18 protein-coding genes and 4 tRNA genes are annotated in these 21,620 nt (G+C 39.9%); 14 read left to right on the forward strand and 8 right to left on the reverse strand.

Annotated features, from left to right (window positions below):
• Window positions 1–3 precede the first annotated feature (3 nt).
• From HZB59_02030 to HZB59_02070, 9 genes are all read left to right on the forward strand, one after another.
• On the forward strand, window positions 4–1,146 hold the full coding sequence (locus tag HZB59_02030) for an acyl-CoA dehydrogenase family protein (GenBank protein MBI5020192.1): 1,143 nt from the start codon (window positions 4–6) through the stop codon (window positions 1,144–1,146).
• 119 nt (window positions 1,147–1,265) lie between these two features.
• Window positions 1,266–2,411 (forward strand): hypothetical protein, encoded by a 1,146-nt coding sequence (locus HZB59_02035; protein ID MBI5020193.1) that lies wholly within the window; start codon window positions 1,266–1,268, stop codon window positions 2,409–2,411.
• An 18-nt stretch (window positions 2,412–2,429) separates the two neighbouring features.
• Window positions 2,430–2,502: transfer RNA gene (locus tag HZB59_02040), tRNA-Phe, on the forward strand.
• Between the two features lie 212 nt (window positions 2,503–2,714).
• A complete protein-coding gene (locus tag HZB59_02045; GenBank protein ID MBI5020194.1) occupies window positions 2,715–3,029 on the forward strand; it encodes a winged helix-turn-helix transcriptional regulator in 315 nt (104 codons plus the stop codon).
• Between the two features lie 63 nt (window positions 3,030–3,092).
• Window positions 3,093–3,902, forward strand: coding sequence for an arsenite methyltransferase (locus HZB59_02050; GenBank protein ID MBI5020195.1), 810 nt, complete (start codon window positions 3,093–3,095; stop codon window positions 3,900–3,902).
• Window positions 3,899–4,108 carry a heavy-metal-associated domain-containing protein gene (locus HZB59_02055; GenBank protein MBI5020196.1) on the forward strand — a complete coding sequence of 70 codons (210 nt, stop codon included), beginning with the start codon at window positions 3,899–3,901 and terminating at the stop codon, window positions 4,106–4,108. The genes HZB59_02050 and HZB59_02055 overlap by 4 nt, the downstream gene beginning before the upstream one ends.
• A 35-nt stretch (window positions 4,109–4,143) precedes the next feature.
• A complete protein-coding gene (locus tag HZB59_02060; GenBank protein ID MBI5020197.1) occupies window positions 4,144–6,357 on the forward strand; it encodes a copper-translocating P-type ATPase in 2,214 nt (737 codons plus the stop codon).
• 333 nt (window positions 6,358–6,690) lie between these two features.
• Entirely contained in the window at window positions 6,691–7,440 is a 750-nt protein-coding gene (locus tag HZB59_02065; GenBank protein MBI5020198.1) for a hypothetical protein, read from the forward strand.
• Between the two features lie 80 nt (window positions 7,441–7,520).
• Window positions 7,521–10,685 (forward strand): sialidase, encoded by a 3,165-nt coding sequence (locus HZB59_02070; protein MBI5020199.1) that lies wholly within the window; start codon window positions 7,521–7,523, stop codon window positions 10,683–10,685.
• A 158-nt stretch (window positions 10,686–10,843) separates the two neighbouring features.
• Here the strand turns inward: HZB59_02070 and HZB59_02075 are convergent, their stop codons facing one another.
• Genes HZB59_02075 through HZB59_02085 form a run of 3 tightly spaced genes read right to left on the reverse strand, consistent with a single transcriptional unit; the run spans window position 10,844 to window position 14,175 of the window.
• Window positions 10,844–13,159: a hypothetical protein gene (locus HZB59_02075; GenBank protein ID MBI5020200.1), complete on the reverse strand. Its 2,316-nt coding sequence runs from the start codon at window positions 13,157–13,159 to the stop codon at window positions 10,844–10,846.
• Window positions 13,160–13,216: 57 nt separating this feature from the next.
• Complete coding sequence (locus tag HZB59_02080) at window positions 13,217–13,558, reverse strand: hypothetical protein (protein ID MBI5020201.1); 342 nt, start codon at window positions 13,556–13,558, stop codon at window positions 13,217–13,219.
• Window positions 13,528–14,175 carry a hypothetical protein gene (locus tag HZB59_02085; GenBank protein MBI5020202.1) on the reverse strand — a complete coding sequence of 216 codons (648 nt, stop codon included), beginning with the start codon at window positions 14,173–14,175 and terminating at the stop codon, window positions 13,528–13,530. Before HZB59_02085 ends, HZB59_02080 begins: the two co-directional genes overlap by 31 nt.
• 632 nt (window positions 14,176–14,807) lie before the next feature.
• Between HZB59_02085 and HZB59_02090 the strand changes: the two genes are divergently transcribed.
• The 5 genes from HZB59_02090 (at window position 14,808) to HZB59_02110 (ending at window position 16,603) form a co-directional block, all read left to right on the forward strand.
• Window positions 14,808–14,879, forward strand: a tRNA-Lys gene (locus tag HZB59_02090).
• 77 nt (window positions 14,880–14,956) lie between these two features.
• Window positions 14,957–15,040, forward strand: a tRNA-Leu gene (locus HZB59_02095).
• 58 nt (window positions 15,041–15,098) lie between these two features.
• Window positions 15,099–15,518 carry a hypothetical protein gene (locus HZB59_02100; protein ID MBI5020203.1) on the forward strand — a complete coding sequence of 140 codons (420 nt, stop codon included), beginning with the start codon at window positions 15,099–15,101 and terminating at the stop codon, window positions 15,516–15,518.
• A gap of 74 nt (window positions 15,519–15,592) precedes the next feature.
• Window positions 15,593–16,186, forward strand: a complete 594-nt coding sequence (gene maf, locus HZB59_02105) for a septum formation protein Maf (protein ID MBI5020204.1) — start codon at window positions 15,593–15,595, stop codon at window positions 16,184–16,186.
• A gap of 9 nt (window positions 16,187–16,195) precedes the next feature.
• Window positions 16,196–16,603, forward strand: coding sequence for a cobalamin B12-binding domain-containing protein (locus tag HZB59_02110; protein ID MBI5020205.1), 408 nt, complete (start codon window positions 16,196–16,198; stop codon window positions 16,601–16,603).
• Here HZB59_02110 and HZB59_02115 read toward each other — a convergent pair whose 3' ends face one another.
• The 5 genes from HZB59_02115 to HZB59_02135 all read right to left on the reverse strand — a co-directional run bounded on the left by HZB59_02115 (window position 16,604) and on the right by HZB59_02135 (window position 21,501).
• Window positions 16,604–18,961: a hypothetical protein gene (locus HZB59_02115; GenBank protein MBI5020206.1), complete on the reverse strand. Its 2,358-nt coding sequence runs from the start codon at window positions 18,959–18,961 to the stop codon at window positions 16,604–16,606.
• A gap of 12 nt (window positions 18,962–18,973) precedes the next feature.
• A complete protein-coding gene (locus HZB59_02120; GenBank protein ID MBI5020207.1) occupies window positions 18,974–19,735 on the reverse strand; it encodes a slipin family protein in 762 nt (253 codons plus the stop codon).
• 21 nt (window positions 19,736–19,756) lie between these two features.
• A complete protein-coding gene (locus tag HZB59_02125) occupies window positions 19,757–21,040 on the reverse strand; it encodes a nodulation protein NfeD (GenBank protein ID MBI5020208.1) in 1,284 nt (427 codons plus the stop codon).
• Window positions 21,041–21,142: 102 nt separating this feature from the next.
• Window positions 21,143–21,412, reverse strand: coding sequence for a GIY-YIG nuclease family protein (locus HZB59_02130; protein ID MBI5020209.1), 270 nt, complete (start codon window positions 21,410–21,412; stop codon window positions 21,143–21,145).
• A gap of 1 nt (window position 21,413) precedes the next feature.
• Window positions 21,414–21,501 (reverse strand) — tRNA-Ser (locus tag HZB59_02135).
• Between the last annotated feature and the right edge of the window lie 119 nt (window positions 21,502–21,620).

Raw genomic sequence — 21,620 nt, forward strand, 5'->3', positions numbered from 1 at the left:
ATTATGATTCAATTTGATTTTACCGATGAACAGAAAATGCTGCGTGATATGGTTCGCGATTTCACAATCGCGGAGATAAAACCTATCGCCGGGAAGATGGATGAAGAAGAACAGATGTCGAAAGATCTGATCGATAAAATTAGAGAAACAGGATTGTTGGGAACAGTTTTTCCAACAGAATATGGCGGCGGCGGTTTTGGTGAGGTTGGATATTGCATAGCTCAGGAAGAGGTTGCGCGCGGATGTTTATCAACGGCAACTTTTATAGGTGCTCATCAATCTATCGGTTCAAATGCGATTTATATCGGAGGAAGCGAAGAATTAAAAAGAAAATATTTAGTACCGCTCGCGGAAGGAAAATATATCGGAGCGTTCGGATTGACGGAAACCCAGGCAGGTTCCGATTCATTCAATCTAAGAACAAAAGCGCGTAGAGACGGCGATGATTGGATTATTAATGGTGAAAAAATTTGGATCACCAACGGACCTTTCGCAGATATCGTTTCGATATTCGCACGGACAGAAAGAGGTATAACTGCTTTCGTGGTTGAAACAAAATCTCCCGGATTTAAAGCCGGTGCCAAAGAAAAAAAGATGGGACTACGGTCAAGCGCAACCTCTACGTTAATGCTTGATAATGTCCGCGTTCCTAAGGAAAATATGATTGGAGACGATGGACGCGGATTTCTCATCGCGATGAAAACGTTGGATGCGGGCAGATTAGGACTTGGCGCATGTTGTGTTGGTGCCTCAAAGGAATTGATGGAATTATCAACTAAATTTGCCAAAGAACGAAAACAATTTGATCAGCCGATCTCGCAATTTCAAGGTATTCAATTCATGCTTGCAGAAATGGCAACCCTGATTTATGCAATGGAATCTGTCGTGTATCGCACAGCGGCAGCATACGACCGCGGAGAACAAATTTCACGCTATTCAGCTGCGGTTAAATTATTCTGTTCAGAGGGACTTGACAAAATAGTTGATCTGGCTGTTCAGATTCATGGTGGTATGGGTTATTCCAGAGAATTACCGATCGAGAGATTTTATCGGGATTCTCGCATAAATAGAATATTTGAAGGTACGAGCGAAGTTCAAAAATTAATAATGGGGCGCGAAATTTTAAAACGCAACGGATCGTTTTAAAACTTTGTTTTTTCGTTCAACTTTCGTATATTCAAAACAATATTTGATGACTATTCTCATCCATCCGTAAGACTGGTAATCAAAAAATAATATTTAACGACTTCCATCAAGGAATCATCATGGCACAAAAGACAAAAAAGAAAGTACAGGCAAAGCGACCTGTGGCTAAACCGGAGCCGAAGGAATTTTCGATTGTCGATTTAGCTCGTGAACTTAATTCCTTTAATGTTGATAATTATTGGGATCTCGGCAAATTTTTGGTCGACAAAGTTATGCCGACAGCCCGAAAACAGGGTATGTTCGAAGATCAGGTTCTCAAAATGATATCTTCTCAACCCGGAATTAAATTTCCATTTTCGGTATTAAAACAGTGCCAACAATATTATTCATATTATCCCGATGTGAAGAAAAGATCATTACCGGAAGTCTTCTATTTCGATCTGGCTACAAAAATTGATGAATCCAAACGCCGCGATCAGTATGAAAAGATGGCGGTTGACTTCAAATGGACAATCTCTGATCTTCGTAAGAAAATTCATGATGATGATCTTGCAAAGCGGTTAGATGAACGGACAAAATATGGTTTCGATTTAAAAGAGCGAAATGTTTGGTCGTTCGATACCCCCGATCCAAGGTTTGGCAAGGTTAATTTTAAAGGACGATTGCCCGGTCAAATCATTGCAAACGCACTTTTTTATTACACAAAAAGTGGCGATTATATTATCGATCCGTTCGCCGGGAGTGGTACCTTAGCCGATATTATAGATACGATTAGTTACTATCAGGATAGAAAATATAAGTTATACGATTCGAATCCCGTTGATGAGAGGATATCCAGAAATAATATTCTGCTCACAGGAATACCTGAACAATCGTCGGCAGTTGATTATATATTTTTAGATCCTCCGTCTGAATTTACTCAAAAAGATTCTTCATCTGATTTCGAAGTAAGTTTAGACGCGGCTCGTGCAGATTTTCTGCTGAAGTTTAAAGGTATAATCCGCGAGTGTTCACGTGTATTAAAATCGGGTGGGAAAGTTTCTATAATTATTGAGCCGGCATTCGCAGGGAAAGAATTTATAGATTTTCCGAACGAAGTAACTCATCTTTTTAGAGAGATGGGATTCAAAGGGATTGGTAAAGTATATTTGCTGAAACGTTCGAGCGAAAGTGCCTTGAAAATGGCGGCCGGCATTGCAGAAGTAAAAGGTATCAGAGCATTAACTTCTGATTGTCGCGAGATGTTGACGTTCCAAAAATCGTAAATAAAATTTTGTTTAACCGGACAGGTAGCTCAGTTGGTAGAGCAACGGCCTGAAAAGCCGTGTGTCGCCAGTTCAATTCTGGCCCTGTCCACATGAAAGTGTTAGTAGACAATAACCTGCTAACACTTTTTTAGTTTCAGCGAGGTGGGTCAACTTCAGAGACTGTATCAAAGTATTCTCACCATAATAGCATATCTCTTGTTTGCCATTGAACGATTCAATGAATATATCACTCCAAAGACTGTCTTACTCCTTGAATTTGATCATTTGAAACATTTATCGTATTATTACGATACAAGACATATGGGTATATCGAAAAAAGAAGTGTTTAGTAAAAGTCAGAATCGGCTGGCCGATGTTGCAAAAGCACTCGGACATCCCGCGCGCATCGCAATTTTGCAATTTCTGGCAAAACAGAATGCATGTATCTGCGGCGATATTGTTGATAAGATTCCACTTTCACAGGCAACAGTTTCGCAACATCTTGCAGAGTTGAAGCGATTGGGTCTTATTAAAGGTGAAATTGAAGGACCACGAATCTGTTATTGTATAGATCAAAAAGCATGGAATGAAGCAGAACAAGTACTGTCTCAATTCTTCAACGATATTAATAACTAGTTTTGAAAAATTGTTACATTGATGAATCGTATTATTGCGACCAAACCTAGAAGGAGAAATGAAATGAAGACAGAACAAGAAATTAAAAAAATGGTTAAAGAGAAATACGGAGCTATAGCACAGCAATCGAATATTCAAAACCAATCTTCGTGTTGCGGCAGCGGGTGTGATTGTTCCAATGTCGAGTTTTCAATTATGGCAGATGATTATACGAAACTTCCCGGTTATCTTCCAGAAGCTGATCTTGCTCTTGGGTGCGGACTACCTACTCAATTTGCAAAGATTAAGTCAGGTGATACTGTAGTTGATCTTGGTGCAGGTGCTGGCAATGATTGCTTTGTTGCCCGATCTCTAACCGGTGAGACTGGGCGAGTAATCGGAATAGATATGACCGAGGCGATGATAGAAAAAGCACGATTAAATACTTTAAAGTTAGGTTATACGAATGTGGAATTCAGATTTGGAGATATAGAGAAACTGCCTATTGAGGATAACACTGCTGATGTGGTTGTAAGTAATTGCGTGATGAACCTGGTACCTGATAAGAAAAAAGCATTTGAAGAAACTTTTCGAATCATTAAAAGCGGTGGACATTTTAGCATATCGGATATTGTCTTGCAAGGGGAACTTCCAGATGATCTGCGTAATGAGGCTTCGTTGTATGCCGGTTGTATTTCCGGTGCTGTTCAGAAAGAAGAATACTTGGGTATAATCAAGGAAGTCGGATTTAGTAATATTGTTATTCAAAAAGAAAAGAAGATTGATATACCCAACGAGGTTTTTGCGAAAATTCTAACAGTTGAACAAATAAGAGATTTTAAAAGAAGCCACCTTGGAATTTTTAGTATTACAGTTTATGCGGAGAAGCCATGAAGACTTATCAATTAATCATCAATGGGATGAATTGCGGGCATTGCGTGAATTCCTTAAAAAAAGAATTACTAAAAATACCAAACATAAAAGTAAACGATGTAAGAGTCGGTTCAGCGGTAGTTGAACTTGAAGAATCAAACACTACCAAGGAAATATTAACTAAAGCCATTGAAACAGCCGGTTATGATGTTGTCTCTATTCAGTAATAGCGAAAATAAATTGTTTGACTACTTTTGAAAGCATGAAAGCAAATATCAAGACATTGATTATTCCGGTTGAAGGTATGACGTGTGCAAGCTGTGTCAGCCGTGTTGAAAAAGTATTAAAGAATATTGACGGTGTCGAGTCTGCGAATGTGAATTTGGCTACAGAGAAAGTGACAATAACGATTGATTCGTCAATAGCAAAAACACAACAACTAATTGCCGCAGTCGAAGATGCAGGCTACAAGTTGATCCTTGATGAGGTGGTCGCATCCAAGGGCTCAAAATCTTCTGATTTCTATTCCAAACTTAAAAAAGAATTTATTCTGTGTGCAGTGTTAACAGTGCCAATCATGTTCATTAGTATGGTAAGTATGACCGACTGGTTCATGAATATCTCACTGTTGGATATGAATGGAATCAATAAAATTCTGTTCATTGCGACATCCATTGTGATGTTGGTATCTGGGAAGAGATTCTTTTCAATTGCTTGGAAACTTGCAAAACATTTTGATGCCGACATGAACACGCTTGTTGCGGTCGGTACCGTAGTTGCCTATCTCTATAGCTCAATGACAGTATTATTTCCTAATTGGGTAATTCAATCGGGACACGAACCTCATCAATATTTTGATACGGCGGCGACAATTATCACGCTTATTCTTCTTGGGAAAACTCTCGAGGCACGTGCGAAACAGCGTGCATCCAATGCCATGAAAGAGTTAATGTCGATTCAACCAAAAATAGCGCGAGTTAAAAGAGATGATGAATACCTCGAGATTGCAATTGATGATGTCATCACAGGAGATATCATTCTGGTTCGTCCCGGAGAGAAAATTCCGGTTGATGGTATAATTGAAAAAGGAGAAACTTCAATCGATGAATCGATGATGACCGGCGAGAGTATTCCTGTCTCAAAATCTGTTTCCGATAAAGTAATCGGTGGATCGATAAACACAACGGGAAGCATTGAGTTCCGAACCACCGCGGTCGGAAAAGATACGGTGCTATCTCAAATTGTTCGATTGGTTGAAGAGGCGCAAGGATCGAAAGCACCGATTCAATCGCTCGCCGATAAAATAGCCGGAATATTCGTTCCCGTCGTTCTTGGAATATCAATTATCACTTTTATAATCTGGCTTATGGTTGGTGCTGAATTTAATATTGCGATGATTAACTCGATTGCTGTACTAATTATCGCTTGTCCGTGCGCATTAGGACTTGCAACACCAACTGCGATTATCGTAGGAACGGGAAAAGGTGCTTCAATTGGAGTGTTGATTAAAAATGCTGAAAGTTTAGAACGAGCCGGGAATATCGATGTCGTTGTATTCGATAAAACCGGAACGCTAACTGAAGGAAAACCTTTAGTGTCAAATATCAGAACATTTAATAATTTTCAGGAAGAATTAGTTTTGCGGTTATCTGCATCGGTCGGGCATAATTCCGAGCATCCGCTATCGAAAGCAATAGTAGAACTATCTCAACAAAGAAATATGAAATTGTCTACCGTGGATAGTTTTCTTTCCAGTTCGGGATATGGTATAATCGGTGATGTGGATGGACGGAATATTATTATAGGAAATTCAGCATTCATTGAAAAATATTCTATAAGGATTGTTGATGCAGAGAAAATTGTTAAAGATCTTGAAAGTGAAGGAAAGACTATTGTATATGTTGGCATTGACAAAATATTAGCGGGTATCATTTCCATATCTGATAAGATTCGAAGTACGTCTAAAGAAGCTGTCCAATCACTGCATAAGGTTGGGATAGATGTCGTACTTCTGACCGGTGACAATGAAACTACCGCGAAAACTATTGCAAAAGAAGTTGGTATCACGAAGGTAATTGCCAATGTTCTTCCGGATTTAAAAGCGCAGCATATTCGAAATCTGCAATCAGAAAAAAAGATCGTTGCCATGGTTGGCGATGGAGTTAATGACGCACCTGCTCTTGCCCAGGCAGATGTGAGCATTGCTATGAGTTCCGGGACAGATGTTGCGCTTGAAACTGCCGACATTGCAATTATGAGACATGACCTGAGAAGTGTAGCCAGGTCGATTCAACTTTCCAAGTCGACGTTGAGAACTATAAGACAAAATCTGTTTTGGGCTTTCGTTTATAATATTATCGGGATTCCACTTTCAGCATTTGGGATGTTAAATCCAACATTCGCGGCTGGAGCGATGGCATTCAGTTCGGTAAGTGTTGTGACAAATTCACTGCGGTTGAAATCAAAAAATATATGACGAATGTGATGAATGTTCCAAATATTTAATCCAATCTGAATGAGAGAAATGTTCTTACTTTTCACTCAAAATTGGTGACGAATCAGAGAGATTACCAGACTTCCAGACTGCTAATCAATTGACTACTTAATTCGGTTAATTGTAACATTTTTCATCTTTACTCGAATAATTGGAACCGGCAAATTTCTAATTTTGTTGGCTTTCTTATATTCGACTAAATAAAGATGATTGATGTACACAATTTTTCAACCGATCAATCAAAAAGGTAGGTATTCTTTGAAGAATGGTGTGTCAAAAAAACAACCATAATTCAATACAACAAAGGAGATAATCATGCGAAGATTAATATTAAGTTTAATGATAATTGCTTTACCGGTTGCGACTCTCGTGGCTCAGACAGCAGACGAAATTATCACAAAATATATAAAAACGGTGGGAGGATCGAAGAATATCCAGGCGGCAAAGACACTCGTCCGCACGGGTAAATTTATCGGAGGTGGTGGATTCGAAGCCGCAATCCGGTCGGAGAATAAACGTCCGAATCTTGTAAGGGAAGAATTTACCATACAGGGAATGACCGGAGTAAATGTGTATGACGGGAAAACCGGATGGAAGATAGAACCATGGTCGGGTAAACGGGATCCGGAATCCCTTGGTGAGGAGGAAATGAAACAAATAATCGAAAGCTCTGATTTTGATGGACCACTCGTCGATTATCAGAAAAAAGGGAATACTGTAAAATTAGTCGGTGTGGAACCTGTAGAGGGAACGGACGCACTTAAACTTGAAGTGAAACTGGCGAGCGGTGATGTTCATTATTATTACATGGACACTGATTATTACGTACCGATTAAGATTGGGATTAAGAGGACTATCCGCGGTGAAGATCGTGAGTATGAAATATCACTCGGGGATTATAAGGAGGTAGATGGATGGTATCTTCCATTTTCATTTGAAGCTAACGCGAAGGGAAGCCAGGATAGATCCAAAGTAACATACGATAAAATCGAAGTCAATATTCCTATTAAAGATGACCGGTTCATGAAACCAGATGCTCCATCTAATTCAACTCAGGGCAAATAAACTACTTTGAAAATAAATTCAACAGACCTCTCGGTGATTGAATTTTAAGAAAGATAATTTCATACAATAAGGAAATGAAAATGAGAAAGATAAAATATTCCTGTATAATACAAGCAATCGTGATTAGTTTACTTATCGTTGTTACACTACAAGCGCAGCAAAAAACACCACCTGTAAAGATTGATCCGGAGACATTTTCCGGACTTGGTGCACGCAATATTGGTTCCGCAGCAATGAGTGGCCGTATATCAGCGTTCGATGCTGTGCAGGAAGGACAACGATTGACACTCTACGTCGGAAGTGCAAGCGGTGGGGTGTGGAAATCAGTAAATGGTGGTACTACTTACAAACCGGTATTCGATAAACAGCCGGTGCAATCAATCGGTGCCGTAACGATCGACCCGACGAATTCAAAAGTTATCTGGGTCGGGACCGGAGAATCCTGGGTACGCAACAGCGTTTCGATTGGTGATGGTGTTTACAAGTCTACCGATGGTGGTGAAAACTGGACAAATATGGGTTTGAAAGAATCTGAGCGTATTGCAAAAATCCTTGTTGATCCGACCGATGCAAATGTTGTTTATGTTGCGGCAACCGGAAAATTGTGGAGCGACAGCGATGAACGTGGTGTTTATAAAACCACCGATGGAGGAAAAACATGGACTAAGATACTTAAGGGTGCAAATCTTTCTACTGGATGCGCAATGCTTTCTATGGACAAACAAAATCCTAAAACAATATATGCCTGTATGTGGGATTTCCGGAGGAAAGGATGGACATTCCGATCAGGTGGTGAAAACGCAAATGCTTTCAGTGGAAGCGGTCTGTTCAAAACAACAGACGGTGGAGCGTCGTGGACAGAACTAACAGATGCGAATGCGAAAGGTCTTCCATCTAAACCATGGGGGAGACCAGCCGTGGTGGTTGCTCCATCAAATTCTAATGTTGTTTACGCGTTCATAGAGGCCGAGCCGCCAAAGAACGGTCTTTATCGTTCTGATGACGGTGGTTTAACTTGGCAAGCACTCGACCGCAGTCAGAGTATGCTCTGGCGACCATTTTATTTTGCCAACCTAATCGTTGATCCGAAGAATGAGAAAAAAATCTATAAAACTGACGGACCGCTTATCATGAGCACAGATGGTGGTAAAAGTTTCAGTGGAATATCTGGTGGGGCTCACGGCGATTTTCACGATGTCTGGATAAATCCGGACAATACAGACCACGTGATTACCGGTGATGACGGCGGCATGTGGTACTCATACGATGGTGCCAACAGGTGGTGGAAGGGTGATAACCTACCTATCTCTCAGTTCTACCATGTCAGCGTTGATATGGACAGACCATATCATGTTTATGGTGGATTACAAGATAACAGTTCCTGGGTAGGTGCATCGCAGTATCCTGGCGGTATCACTAATAATCAATGGGAAAATATGTATGGTGGTGATGGTTTTTGGATGTTCGTTGATCCATTCGATCCGGATTATATCTATGCGGAAGCTCAGGGAGGAGAGATAGGACGTGTGAACCGTAAGACTCATGAGATTCGCAATATCAAACCACTTCCACAGTATAAAGAAGGGAAGCTGCGCTTCAATTGGAATACGCCTATTCATATTAGTCCAACACAAAATGGAACCGTTTATCTCGGCGCCCAATTTCTGTTCCGCTCACGCGATCAGGGGCAGACGTGGGAACGTATTTCACCAGATCTGACAACCAACGATCCGGAGAAACAAAAGCAGGAGCTTTCAGGTGGTGTTACAGTTGATAACTCATCAGCCGAGATGCACACAACAATTTTCGCAATTGCGGAATCACCGCTAAATTCTAACCTCATCTGGGTTGGAACGGATGACGGTAACCTTCAACTCACGCATGATGGAGGAAAGACATGGACGAACGTTGTAGGAAATATTCAGGGCTTACCGAAATATGCGTGGGTATCTTCAATTGAACCGAGCCATCTCAGCGAAGGAACCGCTTATGCAACATTCGATCTGCATATGTTCGGCGATATGCGACCATATGTTTTTAAAACAAATGATTTTGGAAAAACATGGTCTCAAGTTGTTCCTCTGGAGTCAGCGGTTCGCGGTTTCGCGCATGTCATCAAAGAAGATTTAGTAAACAAAGATCTTTTATTTTTAGGGACAGAATTCGGTCTATGGATTACACTCGACGGTGGAATTCAGTGGGCACAGTATAAAGGTGGTGACTTTCCGAATGTGGCAGTTCACGATTTGGTAATCCACCCTCGGGATAACGATCTGGTAGTAGCAACACACGGCCGGGGAATCTGGATCATCGATGATATCACACCGTTGCGGGCATTGACTCCGGAAATATTGGCACAAGACGTTGCATTCATAACAACTGAATCGACTATCCAAAGAATTCCAGCCGGTGGTGGTTGGGCGAACGGAGACGCTGCTTTTGTTGGCCCAAATTCTACAGATGATGCAACTATTACCTATTATCAGAAGAAGCGCCATATCTTTGGCGATCTGAAGATCGAAGTGTTCGATCAGAATGGGAAATTGCTCGGAACCATTCCTAGCAGTAAGCGCAGAGGATTGAGTCGGATGACATGGTCGATGCGGATGAAACCACCCAAAGCTCCAACAGCTGCAACAGCCGCTTTCGGTGCATCGGTTGGTCCGCGCGTGTTACCTGGAGAATATACCGTTAAGATGACCAAAGACAAAAAAGTTTATTCTACCAAACTGACGGTTGTTCCTGATCCGCGGTCAAAACACACAGCGTTTGATAGACAATCACAACTTGATCTCTCGTTGAAGCTTGCAGGTATGTTGAATGATATGACGTATGTTGTCGATAGGATTAATGGTGTCCGTTTGGCGCTCGAAGAGCGGGCATCGAAACTTTCATCAAATGCCGCACTTAGTCAACAGTTTCATAAAGCATCGGGACAAGTGGAAGAACTCAGGAAAAAGATTGTCGCTACCAAAGAAGGCGGAATGATTACCGGTGAAGAGCGGCTTCGTGAATTTTTAGTCGATCTCTACAGTAGTGTTGTAAACTATGAAGGCCGTCCTTCGCAAACGCAGGTTGAACGTGCAGATGCGGTCAAAAAGGAACTCGCAGATGTTGTGAAGGAATTTGATGACTGGAGCAGAAAAGAACTGGACGATTTAAACACGATTCTCATTAATAATAAACTTGATCCTGTTAAATCACTTACTCGTGAAGAATGGGAGAAGAGTGACACAAAGCAGTAAAACCACACCTGTAAATAAATAGAAATCTTTCTATTCAAAATCAAAAAACCCAGCTTGTTATGGCTGGGTTTTTTATTGGTTTAAAACTATTTATACTGATCTGCGATCCATGTCGTGTTGATCTGGAATATTTGTTTTTAACAACACAATTTTAACAATCACATATCAATAAACATCTGTGGTATTTCGTAACTATCGGTGGTTAAATATAAAACCGGTTTTCGCTTCTTAATCTTAACAACTTTATAATAACTTTCCAATTTCGCAAGATCATATCCAAAAGGAGAGAGAAGGGTTTCAACCGCTTTAAATAACAGTTCGGTATATTTTTCAATATCATATCCGTCTTCGTGTTGATAGGTTAATAAGCTTTTCGCTTTTTGTGGATCGCGTTTTCCCGTTTGATCGATAATTACATATTCAATTACTTCTCCCGCTTGAATATTTACACCAAATTGCGCAAGTTCACGAACCACCATCGCGTTGACATTATTGTTTGCATATTCGCCGGCATCTTTTTGAACTCTACGTCTGAGCACCAACTCTCTTGGATCAACATTACCATTACGTAACTTGCGAAGGTAAAATTCTGCTTCCCGCAAAAGCTCAGGAACTAATTCGTGAATATCGGAAATACTTTTTGCTTCAGAAAGCATCTCAAGCAATTGTGCCTGCATTTTTTTAACGTAGGGCGGTGAGTCTTTTCGCCGTGTTTCTATACCGCGCATTTTGATTTCACCATGATCGTACCAACCTACGTATTTTTGCGCTGCCGGAATACCGGGATCAATCTTCGAGCTTGGAAAAAGAATCCAATTGTAAATCCCCTCCAGAGAAATATTAACTCCAACTACATTTTTGATCTGTTGGGCTAACTTCTCGTAATCTGAATGTAATGCACCCGGTTTTTTCAGCCAAATGCAATCTATGATAGCGTGAATAAGGTGGTAATCATTTGCCTCAGCGATCTCTTTAGCTGTGAGAAGAGCTTCGCGTGAAAAAGCGTTCACTGATTCGTGCGCTTCAATTCGTCCGAAGCGCGCGTTTTTGTATCCAAGATAACCGAAGCAAGTAACCAACATCCACTTCAGCGCATTCTGACGGCGTTCGTATTTTTGGTGCTCGGCAAGTGTTGTTGCCGCTTTTTTCTTTGCTTTGTAGTAAGCACGTTTTTCGAGAACAGGTTTAAGTGTTATCGGTACTATGCCGCGCCGCTTTTCGCAAATCGTGTAACCAAGTTCCGGTACTTTGTTGTTGCAACAACATTTGCAATTAATTGTTTCAGGACTTATGTTATGCATCTCCATCAAGCTTGGATACATGCTGGCAAAATCAAGCTCGGCAACATTCTCATGATAGCCGAGTTCGGGCATGAAAACGAGTCCGCCACGGTCGCTCAGTAATAATTCATCGGCAGTTTTGAAATCTTCGCCTTCTTTCTTTTCAGCAGGTATGAGGATGTTGTTTCGGTACGCGTAACTCATCTGCATGCTTGCCAGTCCTGTGCCGATAGCCGCGCGTGACTGTTTTTGCATAGGAAGCTGCGTAAGTCTTGCAAGCTCGATGACACCTTCAATGTCAGATTCACCCATGATAAAACTATTTTCAGAATCCATGTGCCATCGTCCTGCCAGCATAAACGCGGCATCACGGTGGATTACTTGTCCATACGTCCAATAACTTCGTTCTTTGGTATGGAAATACCCCTGTGATTGATCGCGGTTCAATAAAAGAGGGATATGGCATTTTATTGATGCATTAAGAAGTGTTGGAAAGAGTGTGGCATCGCCCCAATCGGAAATTATGAGGTCGGGGTCGTAATTGTATAAGTGCCAGTTGATAGAATTAAGAACTTCCGCCGGATCATTTTGCTCGATGGCGTATGTGCTGCCTTCGTAACCGATTTCGAGATTCAGTGAACGGGAAAATTTTGCTGAAAATTCCGTGTTCTGCAATTTCATGATCCGCAGATCGGGTACATGATAATTACAGGCATCGAATTTATCTTCAATAATAATCTGTTTAAGTATGTTGTTCTCGTCTATGCGAAATTTACAACGAGCGAGAGGAAATACCTCTCGGTCGTATAAATACATTTGCGCAACGGGAATATTGCTGTTATAGAAAACAAAGTGTGGGAAATATTTCTGAAGCGTCCAGACGCAGTTGTTCAGTTGAAGCGGATTGTGGACGGTGATTTTTGTTACATCCCATTCTTCGCCGGAAAATAATTCCAATTTCTTTTCTCTTCCTATTGTTACTGGAAGTTTGAAACGCTGTGCCAGAGTCAATAACCGTTTCATGTCGGAAGTTCCAAGTTTCATGTAGAATGATGGATGAAACGGATCAAAGCAGTTGTATGCTTTTCCGTTGTCGCCGATTATCCAGATAACCATGCCGTTGCGGATAGGATAGAGGTCGAAGAAATAACCATGTAAATAGTGGGTGGTGAACTGTGAGTGCTGAATTGTCATAAGATTAAGTCAAAATGTAAAACTAAAAAAATTACTCTCTAAAAATTACTCTCTGCTCTATGCCCTAAACTCATCGCCGGCAACGGATATTGGTTGATCACTCTGTTCTTCCAATAATCCATTTTTCCATTCGCATGAAACCGACTTCATTTTTCCGATGCCTAATTTATTTTCAAGTAATTTCATTTTCTTATACATTTCAAGCATCATTGCCATTAAAATTGTTTCCATCGGTACTTCGTTTGCGATGAAAGCTCCGGCAGCGAGGTGAAGTTTTGGTGCGCGCCATAGTTCATCAAATAACTGTTGATCTTCTTTTCTTAATCCTCTGCGAAATTTACTCCATGCATCTCTGTTTTTGTCGATGACTAGCGTGAATGTATCGTTGTTTCGTCCCATAATTGTTTTTTCCTTTCTTCTTTCAATCGAAATCCATTTTCAGTTATATCTAAAATTGTCGCATCATCCACTGCGTCTTTCACAAGTTTAAAGATGTTCTCTTTGCCTTTTGGCGGGTTTGCCACTTCAATATCGGCGATGAGAATATGATGATTTTGCTTAACCAGTTCTCTAAGTGTTTGCAAAATTCGATGCAGACTTTGCTGACACTCGTGTGGCTTTACCTGTTCATCGTAATACGTGTCCAGAAGTCCCAAGATGACCACAATTTGGCAATGATGGGTTGCAAGGAAGCGTGGAAGCTTTGTGGTGATTGCCGCCTCTGTTTGAAATGCGGTGAACGCGCGGGTTACGTGCGTTCGATGCAGCAGGACTTTCGCCGGAATGCCAAGGTAGGCCGCAACCTTCGAGAGTGTGTAGCTGTTGAATCGCACCGCGCCATCGATTACTGCAATTGGCTGTTGTGTTGCACTGCCGATAATAAGCCCGACGGTAAATACAGATGAATGCCCGTGTAGTAAATGAAGCTTAGCCGGTTGTTTTTGAAACTGTCGGGCAATGATGCTGAATTCAGCAATGTCTTGAATTTTGGCGATATGTGTGAATTTACTTAACACTCAGAATTTAGAACTCTCTGTTTTTATAATACGACAAAAATGTCTATTTGTCAAGTGTCAAATAGATAAAAATGTCATATATCAGTTAAATTTCTGAGGTTCTATTTTTAATACACTCTGAACTGGGAGATGGAGTGAAATGGTGGAAAGAAACAGTTAAAAACAGGACAAAACTGTAAGCAAAAACGGGAAAAGCATGCAGGGAAATTCAAGGTGTGTGGCTTAGCGCACATTCTTCGTACTCAGAACTCCTTAATATATTCCAGTTATAAGTTGTCTTATCTTAACCTTTTTTCAAATGCAATTATGAATGATATCGTGATAATAATCTTAATCGTTTCAATCGTATCAGTTATATATTGGTATGTTCCGATTTTTCTTCTGAACTATCTTTCCTCATCAAAAGTGAAAGAACAAAAATCAAAGCGAAAATTGACTGATATTATTCAGCGATTGGCAACTTTTTTATAGATTGTTATAATTTAATGTAATATCAGTAAAAATTGCTCCCAGACGACCATTCGGTCTTTTAAACAGCATTTCTCCCCATTTTAATTGTTTCCTTGCTACTTCAGAATATTTTTCTTATATTTTTAAGCCCATTTAGATTTTTTTGAATAATGGGTCATTTAGAGCCCGTAGCTCAGGGGTAGAGCATCTGCCTTTTAAGCAGAGGGCCGTTGGTTCAATTCCAACCGGGCTCACAAACCAATCCAAAAATTAAAACCTAAAATTGAAAAGAAATATTTTCTTTTGAAATTTTGATTTTTCGATTGATTTTGCGCGAGTGGTGGAACTGGCAGACACACCATCTTGAGGGGGTGGCGCCCGGAAGGGCATGCGAGTTCAAGTCTCGCCTCGCGCACACCATTAATAAAATAATGCTTGACTTTGTGATGCTTGTTTCCTATCTTTCGAATGTCATGAAAATACCACGTTTTCAATATTATTTCATCTTACTGATTCTCTCTGCAAATATTACGATTGCTGATGTAATTAAATCTGGATCAATGAATGCTGTGAGTGATGGTGTTAATGTCACGCTCCGATGGGTCAGCGAAAACGAATCAAATGTTATCAGTTATGAAGTGCTTAGAAGCACTAATCCTCAGAGCGGGTTTATCGCTATTGCAGCACTCAATCCTACAGGTCCTGCTATATATGAATTCGTTGATAACACAGCTTTCAAAAAAATTACAACGGTTTATTGTTATCGTATTAAAGTTAAATTCACAACCGGAGAAAGTTATTTCCCGGCGCTTAATGAACCACCGATAACTGTCGATCATAACGTCTCTGGTGTGCGGAGAACCTGGGGTAGCATCAAGGCGATGTTCAGATAAGAAAACAAAATAGATTTAAAATCTCTAAAGAGCGAAGATTTTTATCCCGCTCTTTTTTTTTAATGTGATAAATGATGATAATCAAAAAACAACTTATACTCGCATCGCGCTCACCGAGGCGACAGATATTACTTAAGCAATTAGGTCTAAAATTCGATGTTGTTGAAAGTGGTGTTGATGAAGATATCGACCACATCCAGATACCTATCGAGCATGTAACAATACTGTCACAGCAAAAAGCTATTGCTGTTGGTAAGCAAGTGGAGAATGGATTTGTGATCGGCGCTGATACGATAGTAGTTCTTGATGGAAGAATTTTAGGGAAACCGGAAGATGCTAATGATGCGATTAAGATGTTGGGTTTATTGAGCGACCGGATACATAAAGTGTTCACGGGATTTACGATACTCGATCGACCTTCGAATAAAATCTATTCGGATTATGAAATGACAGATGTAACGTTCAGAAAAATCTTCGATGATGAAATAAAAGAATATGTCCGATCCGGTTCTCCATTAGATAAAGCGGGTGCTTATGGTATTCAAGATGATTACGGTGCGGTTTTTGTGAAGAAAATTGATGGATGTTTTTACAATGTAGTTGGATTTCCACTCACAAAGTTTTATCTTGCAATAGAAAAATTCCAAACAGAATTAGGTTTACTCTAAAGGTTCTTTATGAAAAATAAAATAAGAGTAGTTGTTGCAAAAGTCGGGCTTGATGGACATGACCGTGGTGCGAAAGTTATTGCGGCGGCACTCCGCGATGCCGGTATGGAGGTTATATACACAGGATTAAGAAAAACACCCGAGATGGTTGTTGAAGCTGCACTCCAGGAAGATGCCGATGCTATCGGTGTGAGTATACTAAGCGGTGCGCATATGACGATATTTCCGAAGATACTTAATTTAATGAAAGAGAAAGGTATCGGAGATGTTTTGTTGTTCGGTGGCGGAATTATTCCTGAACAGGATATCATAAGTTTAAAGAATCTCGGTGTTGGTCAGTTATTTACACCCGGTGCATCCACCCTGGATATTGTCGCGTACGTTAAAGATTGGATTGCGAAAAAGAATAAAAACTAATTATTCGGAAAATTCCTCGTCAAGCAAAATGCGAGGTTCGCTGAATTGTTGTTCCGGCTCCTCCTCGTACCTGGTTTGAAATTCAGATTCAACGATTCGGGATTGTAATCTGATATCGGCAGGAGAAAATCCGAATAAATCTGATTCTGAAAATATATTTTGGAAATCTTCTTCATTAAAAAGCAATTCAAATTTTTTTGCAAACTCGTTCAATCTTTTAATGTAATAATCAACATCTTCGTCCGGTGAATTGACATCCCATTCCTCAGTCAATTTGAACTTCTCGGTCTCTCTCCTGGATTCTGTCGCTCCGGCGACATAGTATGAAATTACATCTCCACTTTTCCAATTCAATCCGGCCGCGAGTGCAACTTCGTATCCTGTAGTTTTATTTCTTCTTCCCGATTTAATGAGATTACTATATTCGTCCGCATTATCCCGCAATATTTCTGTTTTTGATAGTAACCGGATCGGTATTTTATGATGTAATATTCGATTCTTGTAATCACAAAAAATAAGATGCAACCTTCGAAAATCTTTTTGCAAAAGTGCCTCAACAGCTTGCCTGATAAAATGTCGACCGAATGGTTCCAGATTACGCGATGTAAATCCCGATCCTTTCAGTATGATCTTGTCATCGTAAGAGATTAATGCATAATTTCTTTTTTTATAACTGAACATTCGTTTGAATCTGTTCTTGATGGTAATGCAAATAACGCAACCCAATTCGTTTGAGATGTTACTCACGAACAATGATTCTTCCTCGATATCACTAACTGATGCGGGCGGAACAATATATGCCTGTTCTGAGTCGATCATTAAGACAGTTCCTCCGCGATCATTGATGAGAGTTATTAATTTTTGAATCAATTCGATACTTTGGTTTGTAATCGAATCGTGCGCCGAAAAATCATTGAATAAAGCCCGCGGATTTCCGGTGTATTCATAAAACGTATTTATTAATGATGTGATTACGGAATAATGATCCGAATTCATTATTGAAAGGTCATTTTCCATATCCTTTTTTATTTCGAAAAGAGTTTTCAGTAGCTCACGAAATGCATTCAAATTATCATGCTTGAAATTAAGATTATTTTCCATCATGAGATTGGGAAAGATTGACTCGATATCCAGGCATATCACAGGTTCAAATATTCCTTGATAAAATATCTCTTCGTAATTCTTGATTGAGGTGCTGCCGGTCGATGGTCTGGGAACAGAATGTTTCTGACGTATATATTCTCTCAAAACAATCGATTCGATTTTTGTGGATATATTTGTCCTTGCAACTGTATCGTAATTAAAAGGAACAATTTGTGTCAAGAGAAATAGTTTTGAAGAAAGAAGAGAAGATATTTTAGCAATCTCATTAATATTGTTTTTTGAATTCTCTATTACTGTTTCCGGTTCAGTGTCCCATACCCGGCTTACCTGTATCGGATTCAAATGTGTCCTGATCTCGGGTGACAATCCAAGGGAAGACGAGATCGATTTTATGGATAAATCCGCCGGGGAAATTCGCCGGTCGGCATGCAACTGTACAAGATGCAAAATATCGATAACATGTCTACCATGAATTTCTATGGAAAAATATTCAGTAAACCTATCATGGGATGAAAATTTATTTTCAAGAAACCTGGGGACAGAACCGTCGCGCCCGATAGCGAATTCGATATCATGTAATTCACACCGCGATGAAATATACGGTAAGACATAGTTATAAAGGTCGTATCCCTCAATAACATCGGGATCAATCTCGTTGATAATTTTGGTGAATTCAATCAGGATATCTTTTTCAGATTTACGGCGGCATGTTAATATTTTCTCGAAACCGAAATTGCTTTTGAGAGTAATTACAAGAATCCGATCTTCGGGGCGCATCGGATTCCATGTTTTATTTCCGCTTTTAATATTAATCTGGATATCGATTTGAAGCCGGTGCAAATCAGAAAAAAGCATCCCTTTAAAAAGTGTTCTACCCGTTTGCTTTAAAAATTGAGCAACTGGGTCGGTACGTAGATGTATCACCGGAAGTTCGTGGTAATTACTTATCTTTGATGGAGCGTTCTCGTTATACTTACTCAAAACGTAGTGAACTCCATTCCACATTTCCGACCAACATGAAAAAGCGGCAAGATAACGAAAATAATTATCGCCGCTTAATTCTTTTATCCAATGCTTATGCGGAAAGTTTTTTAAATAGACAGAATTTGAAATAAAGAAGAAAGGATAAAAATTAGCATCTTCCGAAACGATTTTATCGTCAATACGTTTATAAAGCCGCATTGAGCGATCGCTTGAAGGATGAACTGCAACGATTTTTTCTTCAGGGTTAGAACCGTAAAGAAGTTCGTTCATTGTATTCCGAAATCACGATTTTCTCGCACGCTCGAGGAACGGTTCGATGATGTCCATCGGTAATGGGAAAATTATTGTGGAATTTTTATCGGCACCGATTTCTGTGAGCGTTTGCAAATATCGTAATTGTAATGCGATTGGTGTCTCGCTGATAATTCTTGCCGCATCCGAAAGTTTTTGACTTGCTTGGAATTCACCTTCGGCATGAACAACTTTCGCTCTCCGCTCACGCTCGGCTTCTGCCTGCTTCGCCATTGCCCGCTGCATTTCAATTGGAAGATCGATCTGTTTCACTTCGACGTTCGATACTTTGATACCCCATGGTTCGGTGTGTTCATCTATAATCTGTTGTAACATGCGATTGATTTTATCTCGTTGTGCCAGAAGTTCATCGAGCTCCGATTGTCCCAGAATACTCCGGAGAGTAGTTTGCGAGAGTTGAGATGTGGCAAACAGGAAGTTTTCCACTTCGACTATGGCTTTCTCCGGTTGTACCACGCGGAAATATAAAACCGCATTGACTTTTATGGAAACGTTATCTTTGGTGATGATGTCTTGTGGTGGGACATCCAATACAACTGTTCTCAAGCTTACTTTCACCATCCGATCGATAATAGGTATCAGGAATATGATTCCGGGACCCTTTGCACCCATTAATCTGCCTAATCTGAAAATTACACCGCGTTCATATTCTCTCAACACGCGAATGGCATTCGATAAAATTATAACACCGAATAAGACTATTACGACAAGAAATACTGATACAGTTTCCATGGTACTCTCCGTTAAAATGATCTAATCAATTTTTCTTACTTTTAATTTTAAATTTTCTATTTCTTCAACTCGAACTTTGGACCCTTGATTTATGAATTCCGCACGGCTTATTGCTTTCCAGATTTCGCCATGAACTTTTACTAATCCTTCAGGTTGTAAATCACTAAATACTTCACCGACTTCGCCTATGAGTCCTTCCATGCCGGTTGTGGTTTTTCGTTTTTGTGCTTTTATCCCCATACCGATCGCGAATACGAAGAATGCAACAGTAAGGAGAATTGTTATCAATATTATTTCCCAAGATACAAATATGACTTCTATAAACGAACTTGTTTGAAATAACATTATCGATCCTAATGATAAAGATACAATTCCGCCGATGGTCAGTAATCCGTGGCTAACGACCTTAATTTCTAAAAGAAAGAGAACAATTGCAAATAAGATTAATGCGAGCCCTGCATAGTTTATCGGCAGGGTGTGCATTGAGTAAAAAGCCAACACAATGCAAATAAAACCTACTATACCGGGTAAAATTGATCCGGGATTATAAAGTTCGAATAGCAATCCATAAAAACCGAGCATCATCAGAATGTATGCAATATTCGGATCTGAGAGTATATCTAATATTTTTTGTTGAAATGATTTATCGAAATTTGTTATGACCGCATCTTTTGTTTCTAAAGTTTTTACACCGCTTGCCGTTTCAATAGTTTTGTGATCGATTAATTTTAATAATTCCTGAATGCTCACCGCAATCGTATCTATTACACCTAAATTTATTGCTTCTTTTTCAGTGATTGAAATACTTTTACGAACTGCATCTTCAGCCCACTTAATGTTCCGATGACGTTTTTCACTTATAGTTCTGATAAAAGCAGCGGCATCATTCGTTGCTTTTTCAATCATCACTGAATCTTTTTGCTCACCTAGAGTTACCGGATGCGCGGCGCCGATGTTCGTACCGGGTGCCATGACCGCGATATTAGCGGCGAGAGTTACAAAAACACCAGCCGAGGCGGCTTGTGATCCTGCCGGAGATACATAGACAATTATCGGAATACGTGAAGATAAAATATCTGACACTATGATACGTGTAGATTTAAGAAGCCCTCCGGGTGTATTCAAATTGATTATTAAACATTCTGCGTTGTTTTCAGTCGCATGAGTGATCGCATCATGAATATAATCAGCTGACGCCGGATTGATCGCACCATCAATCGTGATAGCGTGGACAATGGATTGTTGAGAATAAGTGAAGTTACTAAGGAGTGCATATAATAGAAATATTATTTGTAATTTTTTCATATAAGTTGAAAAATTACTCGGGTTAATGCATCTTGAGATTTTCTCTCTGCATATATAACTATAATTCTTGCGGAAAGGGTGGGATTCTCCGCCAGAGGCGGATCAGCCTTCGGCTGAGAACCCATGTTCCGCTTTTGATAATACTCCATCAAGGAATTTTCTTCCTCGTCCAGATTTCAAAAAGATTTCTCTCTTCCTGGCTGAATATTTATCTTCGTATGTCTCATGATAAATAATTATCCAGGGAATACCTGATTTAGTGAAATCTGTTTTACCAGCATTATGTTCTTTGAAACGCTTATTAAGGTCTTCTGTGAAACCGATATATCGTTTTTTAAGCTTATCGCTCCATAAAACATAAACATGATACATGCGGAAAGGGTGGGATTCGAACCCACGGACCGCTTTTGACGGTCACACACTTTCCAGGCGTGCCAATTCAACCACTCTTGCACCTTTCCGTTCTGGGTTCAATATAAGTGAAATCCACGAAAAAGCCAAAAGTTTTATCGAGTCATTTCAATCCTATTTAGATTAAATGTATCGAGTTTTGAGTTTTTCGAAAAAATAATATATATTA

The organism is Ignavibacteriales bacterium (assembly GCA_016214905.1).
Lineage (GTDB): Bacteria > Bacteroidota > Ignavibacteria > UBA10030 > SZUA-254 > PNNN01.